Below are 16,903 nucleotides of genomic sequence, written 5' to 3'. Positions count from 1 at the left end.
GGCACCGGTGTTACCATCACTATTGATCGCCCACTCCTTGAACGTAGTGTCTCCTCCCTTGCCATCGGGATCGAAGACGCTATCGCCGTAAAGGGCCGTGGTGACATCGAAGAACACGGCCGCGATCTTCTTGTCGCCGGTATTCTGGACCTTGAACGAGTCGTTGCCGTAGTTCGATATCTGAACATTGTTGTTGCCTGGCGTCACCGTCACGAGCGCCGAACCGATATCGCCTTGCCCGTAAGCGTCGCCGAGGTCGAGATTGGATGCGTCGAATATCTCCTCGATCTGCGTGGCTGGTACCGGGGGGGGTGTCCGTATCGTCGTCGACTTCCATTGCCGTGACCTCGAGATAGTCATAGGCGGCGGTGAAGGGGGTTGCGCCACCGTGGGTATGGGTGACCCCGACGCCTACCGAGGCCGTCGGGCTGATGATGGCCTGCTCAAGCGAGCCGGTGAGGTCAAGCCCGTTGATCGTGACACTGGCATTGTTGGGTAACGCCGCTCCAGCGCTATCCAGCAAGGTGATCGTGGCATTGGCCGTCGCATTGCCACTGTTATCGACGACGACCTCCATGACCAGCTTAGCCTTGTCGAAGTCCGCAAAACCATACCCCCCCGGGAAATCGGCGCCAAGTTTGGCTTCGACATCGCTGTCACGTGTCGAGAACTCGATATCCTGCCCCACGCTGCCGAAGACCAGCTTCACGAAGTCGTCGCTGTTGACGCTGACGGCAATGCCCAGTTGCGAGTAGCTGCCTGGCGTCGTGGTGAATGGGTTATCGACCACCGTCTCCAGCACAAAGCCGCCCTCACGGACGATGCCAAGGTGATAGTCGTTCTGCGGCGTGTTGGCACTCCCGGTATCACCGCTGGTCGTCGTCACTCTAAGCTGGCCATTCTCGACCACCCCCGCTCCAGTATCTTCCTCATCGAACGCCGGGTTCGAGCTGGCCATCACGCCCGTAAAGCCATTCTGATACGGCGTTCCGTCGACATCGAAGTCCAGTCGCAGGTTATCGCCATCGGCGAGAGGCTGACCGTCGTAGGCAAAGACATCGTCCCCGTTGCTGACACCGTCACCGTCTACATCACCGTCATCCTGATTGGCGATACCATCTCCATCGATATCCTCTTCCGAAGCAGAATCATCCGGTGCTTCCCCATCATTTGGCTGAATGCGCAGATAGTCATAGCTGGCATCGAAGTTCGGACCGCTACCGATAGAGGTCTGCGTGACCCCCACCCCGAACGTTGCCCCCTCGGTAACAATGGCCGTATTGAGCGGCCCGTCCGGCAGAGCGAGCGCCGGTAGCGCGGTCGAACCCAAAGCCTGCCCCGACGCGTCGAGGAAGGTCATGCTGCCCGAGAAGGTCGCCACGTCGTTGGCCACACTCGCGTCGAGCGCAATGACCACGTCGGCAATCTGCGCGATGCTGACACCGCTGGGCAGGCCGAAGGTCTGCTTGGTCTGCACTCCCCCATTCTCGTAGGAGTACTCGATCTGCTGGCCGCCGCCGGTATTGCCGAACGTGACCTTCAAGTACTCGTTCTGGCTGAGACTGACATTCATGCCGAGCTGAGAATACTGCGCCGGCAGTGTCGGGAAGGGGTTGCCGAACTTCAGCGAAGCACTGAAACCGTCTCCTCCAGACACGTTGGTGTAGTAGTTGTCATTGGCATCGTTGCCGCCTCCGGCATCGCCGTCGGTGGTCCCGATGATCAGATTACCATCGGTAATCGTGGCCGTGCCGGTTTCTTCGGTATCGGTTTTCGAACCATCGGTGACGCCATCGAACAACTCTTCGAGCGTGTCGCCATCATTGAACTCGAGATTGACCGTTGAAGCATTCATATCAGCATCATCCTCGGTAACGCTACCGGTTGCCGAGGCGGACCCGGCATCGATGGTGAAGGCGGTGTCATCGACACCGGTCAGGGTGACAGTGACATCCTCCGGACCGTTATCCTGATCATCGTTGGCCACCTCGACTGCCAGCGTCCCGAGGCCGTCGCTGAAGCTCACCGTGCGGGTCTCGGCCGTATCATCGACGGTCAGCTCCAGTTCGACCTCGCCGCTGAAGCCCCCCGAGGCGTCCAGACCGAAACTCAGCGCGGTCGTACCGTCATCACCATTTTCGACAACGGTTGGAGCCTCTGCGATGGAAATCGCGATCTGCGAACCGGGCTGATCGCTCAGGTCCGGCGAGGTCACGTTGAGGTGCTCCCAACTGGCCTTGAAGGATCCCACCGGATTGTTGTAATCGGTCGAGGTCACCCCGACAGCCGTTTCCCCGCTGGGGTCAGTCAGGTTGGCCAATACCGCGGCCGGCAGGGTTTCTGCGACTGCCGTTGCGAAACCCTCGGTCGGCTCGGCGCGCAGCCCGCCCAGAACGCTATCGTTAGCATCAAAGAACGTCGCAATTGGTGTTACGGTGCCCGCGGCCTTGTCGATGGAAAGCGTGAGCTCGACCTTGGCGATATCCGCCAGTCCTGTTGAGGCATCGCTCAACATGTCCTCCAGACCGATGCGCGTGTCGATACTGCCCTTCGACCATATCTGTACCACCGTGCCACCGTTGCCGCCGAACACCAGCTTGATCAGTTGGTTGCTGTTCTGGCTACCCAAGCCAAAGACGATGCCTTGCTGGGCATAGTTGGGCACGGTCGTGGTATCCAGCCCCTGCCCTGCGAGCGCCTCGGGGAAGGGGTTATCGAAGCGTGACGAGATATTGATCTCGTTGAGGGATTCGCTGCCCAATGCCACGTGCTTGACGAAGTCATTGGCACTGGGGTTGGCCGCCTGGGAGATGTCGCCGTTGGACGTCCACACGACCAGCTCGCCATCTTCGACGGTCGTCACCACGGAGTCATCCGAGATATTCCCTAGCGTGCCGTCGAAACCGCCCTCCTCGAGCGGCGATCCGGGATTCTCGAAATCAAGTTCGAGAATGGCACCGTCGGTCGAGTAGTTGGCGTAGACCGAGCTGGCTGTCGCGCCGTTGCCATTGTCATCGCCATCGAGCACCGCATTGGCGGCGACCGAAGCGGTGAGGGTCCCGGTCTGCCAGCCGCCGTTCGGTGCATCGAAGGTATAGGTGGCTACGCCACTGGCATCGTCGTAAGCCACCAGTGAAGGAGACACCGGCGCACCGCCGGCCGAAGACGAGACCGTTATGTCATTGGCATCGATCTGCGCCTGCGCAATGGCGTCATCGTCGGTATATCGAACACTGACGATCACTTGCCCATCGCTCGATTCCGGTGCAGCGATGGAGAGAATATTGGCAATCGGCGTATCGCCCTCGACCGCCTGGTAGATGGCAATGGCATTGAAGCCCGGCTGGCCGGTGTCGGCATGAACGCCGACCACGATCTTGCCGTCGGTGACGACGACGTTCCTGGTCAGCACGACCGGTGTATCGGCCCCTCCCGCCTGGGTGAAGGCATCGAAGTTTTCGGCGAATATCTCGCCCTGGATCGTGTAGTCACCTTGGCGCTGCCCCGCCTGGGACTGGTAAAGCTCGGCGAAATGCAGCTCGACGACATAGACACCGTTGGGCACTTCATAGGTAGCGGTATACGAACCGGCGGAAGAGTCCCGATAGGTATGGTAGGCCGAACCGTCGAGATCGATACCTCCGCTGTTGCTACCGGTGGTTCCGGCCTTGCCGTCGATATTGCTGCCTGTCTTGGTGCCTGGCGAGTAGTAATTGGGATTGTCCGCTTCGAGAGCGATACCCAGAATCGGGTCGTCGGTAATCGCACCGCCGTAGGTGTGCTTGTCATCGCCTTCGAGGCTGTTATCGATAGAGTCGCTAGTCGGGCCGACATTGATGGCACGTTGCAGCGCGCCCTTTACCAGACTGTCCAGGTTCGTGACGATGAAGGCGTCGGTCTCGTAGGCGGCAACGCCAAGTCCCGCGGTATCGGTGTAGCTACCGGCGGCAACGCCCACCTCGAACGAACCACTGCTCCATGCATTGCTGTCCGATGGCGGAGAAATCAGATACTGGATCGTGGCCGTCTTGCCATCGCTACTGAGCGTAATCGCGTCGCTGCCGGTTGCCAGCGAGACGTCTCCTGGCGTATATCCGGTAAAGATCAGTTCATCACCGGTGATGGACTGTACGTCGATGCCTGCATTATCGGTCACCACGACCGTGGCCAGAATGGCGCTGTCGTTATCGAGCGGTTGATCAAGCGTTATCGAGACCACTTCCGGCGGTGTCGCATCCTCGGATGGTACATAGGCGCCGCCCACCTTCCATACCGCCAGGCCGCTGATCTTGGCCTGGTTGACCGAGGCATCGAAGCCGATGTCGAGCACACCGTCAGTGACGGTGACGGCATAGGTCTTGACCACTTCGGTAGCGGCGCTGCCGACATCACCAATGATGTCGTAGTCATCCTCCACCAGTGCGTCTTCGACGCTGATATCAAAAACGCGCGCGCCGGTACCATTGCCGTTTTCCACCCCGTGGTAGATCTCGGCGAAGTACATATCGATCAGGTACTCGCCGTTCTCGACTGGAATCGAATACCCCCACTCCCCGGTATCCACTGCCGAACGCTCGGACTGATGCAGCGCATCGGGTACGCTGCCATCGACGTCGATTGCATTGACGTAATTCTTGGAGGCGACACCGCTGACCCAGCCACTGATCTCGGCATTGGTCATGTCGGACAGGAAATCGATCTGCTGATCACGCAGGGTGACACCGTTGATATCGGGCCCGCCCGAGCTGATGGCGGCAACCGGGGTCAACCCAGTCGCCGTGGTAATGCGCGTGCCGTTGGCGGTGGACGTAAAATTGAATACGGATGCGCCGGTGCTGGGATCGAAGTCGGCAAAATCCTCGCCGCTGAAGGTGATCGCCGTCTCGCCATTGATGGTGATGATCGCCGATCCGGCTTGATAGCTCACGTCGCTGGCATCGAACGAAGCACCCTGGACCACGACTTCATCGTCGGCAGAGAAATCGGTGATTTCCGTGCCGTCGAGATTATCCAGCGTCCCCTGGAAGCTGTCGGCACCGCCGCCCCCGGTAAACGTATTGTCTCCACTCCCGGCGATCATTACGTTGGCGCCGCTATTGCCCGAGGCATGGAAGTCTGCCGCGGAGCCGGAGCCATCGAAGTTCTCGACGCTACCGTCGAGCGGTGCCAGTTGGGTATCGGTACCCGTATAAAGAATGGTATCCACGCCACCAGAGCCCGCGGTGCCGACACCTTCTGCGGTGCTGGCCGCGATCTCGTTGCCGAATCCGTGGATGTGCAGGTTGTTGAAGTTGACCGGTGCCAGCGGTGCACCTTCGCTGGTTTCGGCAAGGAAACCGAAAGCCGCTCCCGATGATAGCTGGGTATCGTCATCGCCGATGGTGTGCGAGCCGGTCAGGATGTCCTGTAATACCCCTTCAGGCAGGGTGAAGCCTTCTAGCGGCAAAGCGGTGAACTCGTCTTGACCATTGAGACGATAATCGGCATGGAGGGCGAAATCGTTCGCCATGTCGATTTCGAGGCGCAGTTCGACCTCGGCGGTCCCGCTAGCGGCCAGCGCCGGCAAAGCCACCTGCGCCAAGGTTTGATAGTTGCTGTCGCCGATTTCGTAGCCGACCTCGAAACCCGGCTCGCCATTCACCTCGCCGAATACGAAGCGCACGAAGTTGGCTTGCGTGCCGTCACCGAACATGATGCCGGTCAGCTGTCCCTCCGCCACGCCTCCTGCCGTGGGTATCCAGTTCTGTACCTGCGTGGTCGCGACCAGACGTTGCACATCGTCGCTGGGATTGACACCCACATGCATGGCGTCGCGAACCCCGTTTTCCGAACCGACCACGCTGCCGGGAACCACGTTCTTGATCTGGAAGATCGGCGCGTTGGCGCCAGGAATGATATTGCCGCCGTTATCGAATAGCCCCGAAGTGCCCTGATCGGGATTGGCGTCCTGGTTGGGCGTTGAACCATCCAGCGCCGCGCCCATCAGACCGGTATCCGCGAGCGTTCCCGGATAAGGCGCCTCGGTCGGTTGAAAATCCAGGATGATTGCCTTGTCAGGCGTGAGTTCGAGGCCATTCGTGGCGCTGTACTCGAAGGGGTCATGGATATTGTCCACGCCGTCGAGATCATGATCCGTCGAATCACTGACTTCCGAGCCTGCCAGCGGCACGGCACCATTGTTCGGCTGCAGGATCTCGACCTTGGTACCGCTACCGCTGTAAACGGAGGCCCAGACCGAGCCACGAAATGCCGACTGATTGTCCCAGGCGGATAGATCATCACCGATCGAAGTCAGGCCCAAGGGACTGCCGGTCAGCTCCAGCGTGATTCGATCGGCCGCTTTCGTCGCTCCTGAGCCGCTTGCAGTCTGCATGACACCGTTCTCATCGCGCCCCATCACGATCAGATCACCGCCGCCGTACTGCGATGCCAGGATCGCTCCCGACATCTTGGTGTTTCCGTCATCGAAGACAGTCGAGGTGTACTCTGTCAGACCATTGATGGATCCGAGCCCCGTATCGAGCGAACCATCGGTATAGCCACCTTCCAGATAATTACCTTCGATGGGGTTCAGTGCAGCCACGACATCATCGAAATCCGAGGGTATGCCGGCTTCGCCCAGCACGCTCGACCCTTGAATACTCGATGGACTGCCGGGATTTTCGCTGACCAGATAGGCATTGCCATTCTCGGTGATGTAATACAGCTCTCCCGGGGCCACGCTGATCACGCGACTCGTCAGTTCTCCTGCACCTGCCCCGCCAGACGCGTTCTCGACGGTGGTGAACCAATCGATGACCGCATCGTAGTGGTCCTCGGATACCAGCAGAAAAGCGTCCTCGACTCCGTTCTTGGGGGTGAACAGCAAACCGGCTTCCCCCCCGCTGGCGCGCGTCGGATTGGGATGGCCTCCATAAACCAGGGTCAGCGGCTCATCGAAATCCGGGTGCGTCATGGTGTAAGTCGCGGCCCCACCCTGCCCAGCGGAGAGAATGCGTCCGGCAAGATCGTCAGAACGCGTGATCTCGTGGAACTGATCGTAGTTCTTGGGATTCCAACCGTTCTCGAGGTTGATGGTGTCGCTACCGTTACCGTCGCCATTGTTCAGGTTGGTGGCGATATAGCCGGCTTGCTGTGCTTTGTCAGTAGTACTGCCGTTATCCCCTGCTTCACCGATGGGCCGGCCGCCCCAGCTGTTGTTGGAGCCGTTATCGTAAGTCCAGACACGCCCGTCTTCGGTGACCTCCACGTCATAAGAGTTGCGGTATCCCGCAGAATAGATCTGCACCGGGCCATCGGGATCGATCTTGCCACCATTGAATCCATCGTTGCCGCCGAACGGTTCGTTGCTATCCTCCGCACCGGCACGAGAGGGATCGTCGAGCGTCGGTACGTCATAAATATATTGTCGACCGCCATCCGTCTTGATTTCCATCGTCTTGAGTTGGTCGAGATCGACTTCAAGGATGGCACCGCTATAAGCGGTCTCCTGCTGGCCGGCAAAGTTGTTCGATGGCGCACCGGTATTGGAGTTGCCGCCACTCGCCACAATGAGCCGCTCGCTTACCAGATGACCATTTTCATCGAGCTCCTGGATGACCTCGAGCCCATTGAGAGCGTGATTTTCCTCGGAACGAGCCAAGCCACGAACGAGATCCACCGCATCCCAGCCATCTTCTGTCTGGGTCAGGCGCGTGATGATCCCTGAATTCGTGTCCAGCCCGGTATCGCCTCCGCCGCCGCCTGCACCAATGCGGCTATCGCTTGACGTGACATAAACGGTAACTGCAGGTTTGCCGTTGACAAGGACCGGAGCGCCGTTTTCATCGAACTGAGCGGTCACGTCGATTCCAGTGACCTCGCGACTATTCGAGCCGCTGCTCGAACCATCGTCATTATGGTTGGGAATGGTCTTTATCAGCGAAATGGTTTCGGCTTCGGTGACATAGAAGCTCGCTGCATTGTCCCCATCGTTCGGGTTGGGGTCGCCAAAAGCGACTGTCAGTACCTTCACGTCCCCGCTCACCTCAGTGACGTAAAGGCGGCCATCCACGCCCCAGTCGAGCGCCGTAGGCATATTAAGGGAAATCTTGCCGTTAAGGTCGAGGCTGCTTTTAGAAAAGTTATTAGTAACCATGAAGAATCCCCTTGTTTCTGCAGAGAGAGAAACCTGCTTGCATCACAGTAGCTTTTTAAAGCTAGTACATTAATTAAAGTTAACAAGCAGAACAGGGATCACGAAGCGCCCACAAAAACCAGGGAAATTAACTAATTACATACTTAGATATTGACTACCAACCATATGCATTGCCAGTCTAAAAGCATGAGTTATCTCAGCAATGAGTTGCCTAGCAAGTCGTATTTAAGCATTAAACCGAATGATAGTTCAGGCCGCTTTAAGAAAAGTCGTTTCTGCTAATTTTTAGCCACAGCAGCGTAGATGAAACATGACAGTACGCATGAACTATCCAAGTGTTCACTTGCTGGTGAACTATCGCCAAGATAGTGATTTAGAAGTGAGTGGACAGCCTGCCAGGCGTATCAAATAGGCAAATGAAACCGCTGCATTTCAAATTGGTGCAGCTCCCTACAGGGAATGCGCCCATCGGTATCAGCGACGTGAAACAGGGAACCCTGGGGGCCAGCCGGAAGGCCTCGATGGTCTCCCTGCTGCGCTACTTGCGTGCGGTTTTGGGATTGATGCCGGAGCGAAGGCACAACGCCTGTTCGAATCCGTCGCTTCGTGTATTTCGGGACCATACACCTAAGAAAATGCCGGCATCGGGAGCCGGCATTCAATCATCAAGAGTATCGATCAGACAGCGCTCAGGACGAACAGGAGAGACAAACGGGAGGCGCGCTGGGCGATGGCGCCTCGCTCCAGACTTCCATGCCCGGCCGCTGGAGGAAGGGAGACGACAGCAGCTCGCGGAACGTCTGCAACGGGCGCGTATCGCCTTCCTGCGCCGCTTCGATGACCTGCTGCGCCAGATGGGTACGCAAGACATAAAGCGGATTGACCCGCCGCATTGCCGCCAGCCGCTCCGTCTCTCCACGCGACTCGTCGGCAAGACGCTGGCGGTAGCGCTCGAGCCACTCATCGAGCTGATTACCCGAACCCGAGCCGACGATCTCCTCGCGCAACGACAGGCCACCGACGACATCCTGATCGCTCAGGGCGCGGAAGCTGCGATGAAAATCAGCCCGTGAGCTCTCGAGCAGCGATAGCCAGTCGTCGATCAACTTGCCGTCGCTTTCCTGCTCGGTCTCGAGCCCCAGACGCCCGCGCATCAGAATGGCATACGCCGCCTGAAGCGTGGGCTCGTAGGTATCGAGGATTTCTCGCAACCGTTCCACCGCGATCAATGGCGTCAACGACTGCCCCAGCACGGTCAGATTCCATAGCGCCACGCCGGGCTGCTGGTCGAAGGCATAGCGCCCGGTCGTATCCGTATGGTTGGGCGTCAGGTTGGACTCGAAGCGATCCATGAACGCATAGGGGCCGTAATCCAGCGTCAGCCCCAGGATCGACATGTTGTCGGTGTTCATCACCGCATGAACGAAGCCATAGGCCTGCCAGCGAGCGATCAATTCCGCGGTCCGCGTGACCACGTCCTGGAACAGCGCCTCGAGCGGCGCCGCCTCCTGCGCCAGATCGGGGCGGTGGCGATCGATGACGTGGCGCATCAGCCGTTCGAGATCCTCGACCCGCTGCTGTTGATACAGCCATTCGAAGTGACCGAAACGCACGTGGCTCTCGGCCAGCCGCAGCAGGGTCGCCCCCGGCTCGACCCGCTCGCGCATGACCTTCTCGCCATTGACGGCGACGGCCAGCGCCATGGTCGTCGGGATCTTGAGTCCGGCCATCGCTTCGCCGGCCAGGTACTCGCGAATCGAGGAGCGCAACACGGCGCGGCCATCGCCGAATCGCGAATACGGCGTCTTCCCGGCGCCCTTGAGGTGCAGATCGATCGGTCCCTGCGATGTCATCGCTTCACCGAGCAACAGACCGCGCCCATCACCCAACGCCGGGTTGTAGGTGCCGAATTGATGCCCGGTGTACTTCTGGGCCAGCGGATCCATGCCGCTCAAGAGTCGCTCGCCGCTCATCAACGCGGTCAGGCGGTCGCGGTCGACCTCTTCGGGATCCAGCTCCAGGAGCGCCGCCCCGTTCGGACTGACGTCGAGCAGCCGGGTATCGCGCCACGGGGTTGGCTTCACCCGCGTAAAGAAGTCCTCGGGAAAGCGGGACCAGACATTATCGAAAGTCAATGTCTCGAGGGAGCTATCGCTGGCCATGGGGGCCTCCTCGGGTTGGCAGGAAAGTGGCTGTAGTCTAGCCCAACTGGCCGATCGCACACGTTCGACCGGTACGCGGACATCATCCGAATACCGGTCGACGGAGAGGTTCGGGGTATCAGGCCGTGCTGCCCGTCACGAAGGCGTTATCGGCGCCGTGGGTGCGAATCAAGTCGCCGTTGGTGCGCAATAGCGACAGGAGCTGCTGCTGATAATCGGGCGAGGTCGAATAGTTGTGCAGCGTGCCGATCAGCTTCTCGGCGGAAATCGACTTGCCCTTGGCGGCTAGCGCGGCGCGCTGCCCGCGAAGTTGAGTATAGGCGCGATGGGTATTCAGGTTGTGCAGATAGGCGCCGACGCCATCACGCACGCTGTCGAACGTCTGAAAACGCCGCGAGGTTCCAAGTTGAGCGATACCGCACCCCTCGCTGAAGCAGCGCATGCCGAACAGGTTGTTGCTGTCCCGGGCGAGCCGCGAGGTGCCCCAGCCGGACTCCTCCACCGCCTGGATCACCACCATCTCCAGCGGCACGGTATTGACCCGCGCCAGCAGCTCCTGGCTCACCTCGCCCGGCTCGCATTCGACGCCGTAGTCGTCGCATAGCTGAGCCAGCCGCTGCTTTTCGTCCGCCGTCATCGGATTGATGCGGCTGCCGACGCCGATCAGCCAGTTGCGGTCGCGCTGGATACGCGCATTCTCGGCCTGTACCAGCGGCACCAGCATGCCCAGGAACGCCGCCTTGCGCTTGGGGCCAGCCTTGATGTCACGCAGGTCGGGCAGCTCGGTGACGGGGTCCAGCGCGGGCCGCTGGATCTGGCTTTCGAGGGTTGGCACGGTTTCGGATATCGACTCGGCTCGAGACGCTATCGGGAACACTGCGAAGCCTAGTGTCAGGACTGTCCCCGTCACGACCGCCAGGATGCGTTGTCGGCGGGCAGGCTGGGTCTCGTGTCGAAAAGGTCGTCGAAGAAAGGGCCATTCACGGACGGAACGTCGGTGAAAAAGCCTCGGGAAGGATAGCGACATACTCGCTCCTCCATCATGAAGAAGTCGGCAGGTTACCAGTAGTTGGCTGCAAAGTTGAGGAAAGAACGTGCAATTAGGCCATTTACACTAAACAAATGGCCGGCCACGAGGGCCGGCCATGACACGCTCGAGCGCGCGATGATCGATGACGATCAAGCACTTAGCAGCGTATTGAGGCGCTTGACGTAGGCCGCCGGGTCGTCGAGATGTCCACCCTCGGCGATGACTGCCTGATCCAGCAGGATATGGGCCAGATCGTCGAAGTTGCCCCCTTCGGTGCTTTCGAGACGCGATACCAGCGCGTGATCGGGGTTGAGCTCGAGGATCGGCTTCACCTCCGGCAACGGCTGTCCGGCCGCTTCCATCATGCGACGCATCTGGAAGCCCATCTCGTGCTCCGGCAACACCACGCAGGCCGGGGAATCGGTCAGGCGATGCGTGACCCGAACTTCCTGAACATTGTCGCCGAGCGCCTGCTGTACCCGCTTGACTAGATCCTCCTTGGCCTTGGCGGTTTCTTCCTGCGCCTGCTTCTCGGCCTCGTCGGCCATGTCGTCGAGCTCCAGATTACCCTTGGCGACGTCGGCGAAGGACTTGCCGTCGAACTCGGTGAGATGGCTCATCAGCCACTCATCGATGCGATCGTGCAGCAGCAGGACCTCGATGCCCTTCTTGCGGAAGATCTCCAGATGCGGGCTGTGGCTGGCCGCCTTGAAGCCATCCGCGACGATGTAATAGATCTTCTGCTGACCTTCCTTCATGCGCTCGACGTAATCCGCCAGCGACTGATCCTGCGTTGTGCTGTCGGTATGCGTGGTGGAGAAGCGCAGCAGGCCGGAGATCTTGTCACGGTTGGCGTAATCCTCCGCCGGCCCTTCCTTCAGGACGTCGCCGAAGGTGTTCCAGAAGGTCTGGTAGGCTTCCTTGTCCTTGGACAGCTTCTTCAGCATGTCCAGCGCGCGCTTGGTCAACGCCGCCTTCATCGAATCGACCTGCGGCGACTTCTGCAGCAGCTCGCGGGAGACGTTGAGCGGCAGATCGCGGGAATCCAGCACGCCCTTGACGAAGCGAAGGTACAGCGGCAGGAACGCCTCGGCGTCGTCCATGATGAAGACCCGCTGCACGTACAGCTTGAGCCCGCGTACGCCATCACGCTGGTAGAGATCGAACGGCGCGCGTTGCGGCACGTACAGCAGGCTGGTGTACTCGAGCTTGCCTTCGACCTTGTTGTGGCTCCAGGTCAGCGGATCGCTGAAATCGTGAGCGATGTGCTTGTAGAACGCCTTGTACTCGTCATCATCGATCTCCGCCTTGGGGCGCACCCACAGTGCGGTCGCCTCGTTGACGGTCTCCCAGCTGACGGTCTCGCTGCCTTCGATCTCCTTGCCCTCTTCGTCGCGAGCCTTCTCGACCTTGGGCATGCGCACCGGCACGTCGATATGGTCGGAGTACTTGCGCACCAGATTCTTGAGGCGGAACTCGTCGGCGAACTCCTTGGCGTCTTCCTTCAGGTGCAGCACGATCTCCGTGCCACGCTCGGGGCGATCGATCTCGGCAATGGTGAATTCACCCTCGCCCCTGGAGCGCCACTCGACGCCCTGGTCGCTGTCGGCGCGACGCGTGCGAACGACCATTTCGTCGGCGACGATGAAGCCGGAGTAGAAGCCCACGCCGAACTGGCCGATGAGCTTGGCATCCTTCTGCTTTTCGCCGGAAAGCTGTTTGAGGAATTCGGCAGTACCACTCTTGGCGATGGTGCCCAGGTTCTGGATCACCTCGTCACGGTTCATGCCGATACCGGTATCGCGCACGGTCACGGTGCCGGCGTCGGCATCGTGTTCGATCTCGATGCGCAACTCGGCGTCGCCTGCGTAGAGACCGTCGTTGTCCAACGCCTCGTAGCGCAGCTTGTCGCAGGCATCGGCAGCGTTGGAGATCAGCTCACGCAGGAAAATCTCCCGGTTGGAATACAGGGAGTGAATCATCAAATGGAGAAGCTGTTTGACTTCCGTCTGGAAGCCGAGCGTTTCTTCTTGAGTCGCAGTGGTCATTGACGGGCCTCTCGAGGCGGTTACGAAATAAAGCTAATGAAATCACGGTGTTCAGCGATATGGGGCTCGCCAGCCCCATTTCAAGCCGAGCCGTCACTCGGTGGTGACTTCCTCGTCGTCGATGCCCTTCCAGCGCCGGTAGTCACTCATCGCCCGGTCGACCCGGGTCAGCAGCCAGCCCACGATGAAGACGTCATCGACGAGCCCGAGGATCATCAGAAAATCGGGAATCAGATCCAGCGGCGACACCAAGTACACCAGTGCCAGCGCCATCCAGCCGAAGGCAGCCCACGGAATCGGCCGGTAGCGCCCGCGCAAGACGTCCAGCGTCATGGGGCCGAAGACCCGAAAGGCGCGGCCGATGCGGGCCAGTGCGCCGCTGCGCTGCTTGAGACGGGACAGCTGGGTCAGAAAACGCCAAGGATTCATGGTGGAATCTCCGGTAGTGACGTTGGGGCGAAGCAGGCACGATCGACGCCGACTAAAGACTGAACTAGCCCTTAGATGGTCACGATCGGGCCAGGATTCAATGTTCTCCTCGCCGCGAGAGGCGATAGCGTCACCGGAAGGCACCAGATCGTTGCGAAACGGTACTACCCAAGCGGGCCTGCATCGGCGACGATGGGGCCGTGAATTGGTGAATTGGTGAATTGGTGAATTGGCGAAGTGACACGCGTATCTCGCCGAGAACGCAGCGCTACCCTGGTCTGTCGGAGTGGCCTGCTGCAAGGCAGCCCCGAAAAGAGCAGCCCCTTTCAAGCGTGCGCGTTGAAGAACGGCCCTTCGAGAAAGAGAGAGACCCAATGCCCGCATTGCCCACCCGCAGACGTTGGTTACGCTGGTGCCTCGTCGGCGCCATCGGATTGAGTGCGACCGCGCAAGCCGCGGTGACGACACCGAGCACCACGACCCAGGCCGACCAGGCCATGAAGCAGGCGCTGGATGCCGCCCGCGATCGCCGCTGGAACGATATCGATCAGGCCGCTATCGAGGGCCACGTCCTGGCTGGCTACGTGGAATATCACCGCCTTCGCTCCCGGCTTTCCACGGCTTCGGCCGCGGAGGTAAACGACTTCGTCACCCGCTACGGCGACTCTCCGCTGTCCGACTGGATGCGCGGCGCCGCGCAGACACGATTCGGCGAGCTGGGGCGTTACGACGATCTCCTGGCAATCAGCGACGGCGAGCCTTCCAGCACCATCCGGCAGTGCTACTACTACACTGCCCTGCTCGACCGGGAGCCGGCCAGGGCCGCGGCGGGCGGTGAGGCACTGTGGCACGTCGGCACCTCGCAGCCCGAAGCCTGCGACCCGCTATTCGCGACGCTCGAGGATCGCGGCGTGCTGACAGACGAGGACACCTGGGAGCGCATGATGCTGGCCTGGGAAAACGGCCAGAGCGGGCTGGTCACCTATCTCGAGCGTGGCCTGGACGACACCTGGCAGCGGGCCATCAACAGCTTCGACACGGTCCGCGGCAATTACGCCGCCGTCACCCAGGTCCCGCTGGATCTCGGCCCCGACGGCCAGGCCAGTGGCGCGCTGATCGCTGCCGCCATGCATGGTCTGATCCGCGCGGATACCGAGGCCGCCCTGGAAGCCTGGCGCAAGATTTCTCCCCATGTATCGATCGGCGAGGACCGGCGCCACCAGGTCGAGCACGATCTGGCGTTCTACTCCATGGTTCGCAATATCGATAACAACCAGGGCTGGGTCGATACGACGCTACCACGCCTCGCGGATGCCGATCTCATCGAGCTGCGTATCCGTAACGCGGTGACCGAAGGCAACTGGGCTAACGTCGCGCGCTGGAGCGAGGCGCTTCCCCCGGAGGTGCGCGCAGAAGCCCACTGGCAGTACTGGCTCGGGCGTGCCAGCGAAGCCATGGGCGACGATGCCAAGGCACACCAGGCCTACCGAATGGCCGCGCAGAATCGCAGCTTCTTCGGCTTTGCCGCCGCCGATCGTCTGGGTCAGCCCTATCAGCTGGAGATGGCAGACACCAGCGTCTCGACGCTGCAGCAGGAGCTGACGGGCATGCTGCCGGTCGTGCAGCGTACCGAGGCATTGATGCGAATTAGCGAGGAGGGTCTTGCGCGCAGCGAGTGGTTCACGGCCGCCGCCCGCGATACGCCGGACCAGGCCGCAGCGCTGGCCGACTACGCCATTCGCCAGGGCTGGTACGGCATGGCGATCCAGACCACGATCGCTGCCAAGCAGTGGGACGCGTTGCCCTGGCGGTTTCCGGCAGCGTACCGCGATTCGTTCCTGAAATGGGCAGAGGTCAATCAGGTCGATCCCTATCTGCTGATGGGTATCGCGCGACGCGAGAGCGCATTCAACCCCCGTGCCGCTTCACCGGTCGGGGCCCGTGGACTGATGCAGCTGATGCCGGGGACGGCCGACCACGTCGCTCGAGAACTCGGCATCAGCGCACCCAGTACTGCGGAGCTGTTCGAGCCACAGGTGAACATCCAGCTCGGCAGCACCTACATCCGCTCGATGCTGGAGCGCTACCGCGGCAATCGCATCGCGGCGACGGCGGCCTACAATGCCGGCCCCCATCGCGTGGACCGCTGGCTTGCCACCGCCCCGCGCGAATTCGATCGATTCGTCGAAAGCATCCCATTCCGAGAAACGCGTGACTACGTGCAGGCCGTATTGGCCTACCGGGTCATCTTCGAAAGCCTGGCCAAGCAGGGCGACACTCGCGGCGTCGCCATGCTGTCCCAGGCCGAGCGCCAGGGCGACTACGATCCGACCCTGATCGCACGGAACTGATACGGCATCGCAGCGGTGGATGCTCGCGTCTGCTCTGCCACGGCAAAGCCCCCGACGGTCCGATGGATCGTCGGGGGCTTTCCGTTGGCGTGCGCGGTTGATTCGTGATTGATTCGTCGTGGCTGATTCGCCGTGATCGATTACAACATCCAGAATCCGATGCCGACGCCGCCAGCCAGGGTAACGCCAAGGCCGAGCAGCATCATTACCCCGTCGCCGGCCGTGAGCCCCAAGGCCATGACGACGATCGCCAGCGCCGGTATGGCAGCGGCAAACGGCAGCAGCTCCAGCGGGATCATCCCCAATCCGAGCACGACCATCAGCAGCGCCAACAAGCGCTGAGTGACGTCACCCATCAACCAGCGCAACCGAGGCTCGAGGAACCGATCGATTCTCCGAGTCCAGGGTTTAGCGCGCTGAGTAACACGATGCCAGCGCTCGTGGCTGACGCCGCGTCGACTCAATACCTTTGGTAGCCATGGGCTCCTGCGGCCAAATACCAGCTGGATCGCCATCAAGGCAATGAAGATACCACAGGCGCTGGGCACGCCCGGGACACCGCCGGTCGGCAATAATGCAATCAGCGCCGGCAGCAATACCACCGGTCCGAAGCCCCGGGAATTGAAGGTATCGACGATGTCCTGCAGCGTGATCTTGTCATCCTCGACCTGACGGTCGAGCGTTTCGAGAATATCGGTAAGCTGGAGTCGCTCCGACATGCGCCACCTCCCTGTGACGTCGAAAAG

Annotated in this window: 7 protein-coding genes; 1 reads left to right on the top strand and 6 read right to left on the bottom strand. The window is 60.6% G+C overall.

Annotation, left to right across the window (positions count from 1 at the left end; genetic code table 11):
- Positions 1-79: 79 nt before the first annotated feature.
- The 5 genes from CCD76_RS07695 to CCD76_RS07675 form a co-directional block, all read right to left on the bottom strand.
- Positions 80-8,014: a malectin domain-containing carbohydrate-binding protein gene (locus CCD76_RS07695; RefSeq protein WP_143543262.1), complete on the bottom strand. Its 7,935-nt coding sequence runs from the start codon at positions 8,012-8,014 to the stop codon at positions 80-82.
- A gap of 812 nt (positions 8,015-8,826) precedes the next feature.
- The gene (locus CCD76_RS07690; protein ID WP_087718942.1) at positions 8,827-10,299 is read right to left on the bottom strand and encodes a protein adenylyltransferase SelO; all 1,473 of its coding nucleotides are present in this window, start codon (positions 10,297-10,299) and stop codon (positions 8,827-8,829) included.
- A gap of 118 nt (positions 10,300-10,417) precedes the next feature.
- Positions 10,418-11,134, bottom strand: a complete 717-nt coding sequence (locus CCD76_RS07685) for a glucosaminidase domain-containing protein (protein WP_256961199.1) — start codon at positions 11,132-11,134, stop codon at positions 10,418-10,420.
- 344 nt (positions 11,135-11,478) lie between these two features.
- The gene (gene htpG, locus CCD76_RS07680) at positions 11,479-13,377 is read right to left on the bottom strand and encodes a molecular chaperone HtpG (protein WP_087718940.1); all 1,899 of its coding nucleotides are present in this window, start codon (positions 13,375-13,377) and stop codon (positions 11,479-11,481) included.
- Between the two features lie 93 nt (positions 13,378-13,470).
- Positions 13,471-13,806, bottom strand: coding sequence for a YkvA family protein (locus tag CCD76_RS07675; RefSeq protein ID WP_256961198.1), 336 nt, complete (start codon positions 13,804-13,806; stop codon positions 13,471-13,473).
- A gap of 374 nt (positions 13,807-14,180) precedes the next feature.
- On the opposite strand from CCD76_RS07675, the gene CCD76_RS07670 reads away from it, so the two are divergent.
- Complete coding sequence (locus tag CCD76_RS07670) at positions 14,181-16,157, top strand: transglycosylase SLT domain-containing protein (protein ID WP_087718939.1); 1,977 nt, start codon at positions 14,181-14,183, stop codon at positions 16,155-16,157.
- A gap of 140 nt (positions 16,158-16,297) precedes the next feature.
- Here CCD76_RS07670 and CCD76_RS07665 read toward each other — a convergent pair whose 3' ends face one another.
- Entirely contained in the window at positions 16,298-16,876 is a 579-nt protein-coding gene (locus CCD76_RS07665; RefSeq protein ID WP_087718938.1) for an exopolysaccharide biosynthesis protein, read from the bottom strand.
- Positions 16,877-16,903: the final 27 nt, after the last annotated feature.

This window comes from Salinicola salarius (assembly GCF_002179555.1).
GTDB classification, from domain to species: Bacteria; Pseudomonadota; Gammaproteobacteria; order Pseudomonadales; family Halomonadaceae; genus Salinicola; species Salinicola salarius_A.
Note: the sequence above shows the minus strand (reverse complement) of the source record. Positions and strands in the feature narration are given on the sequence as shown.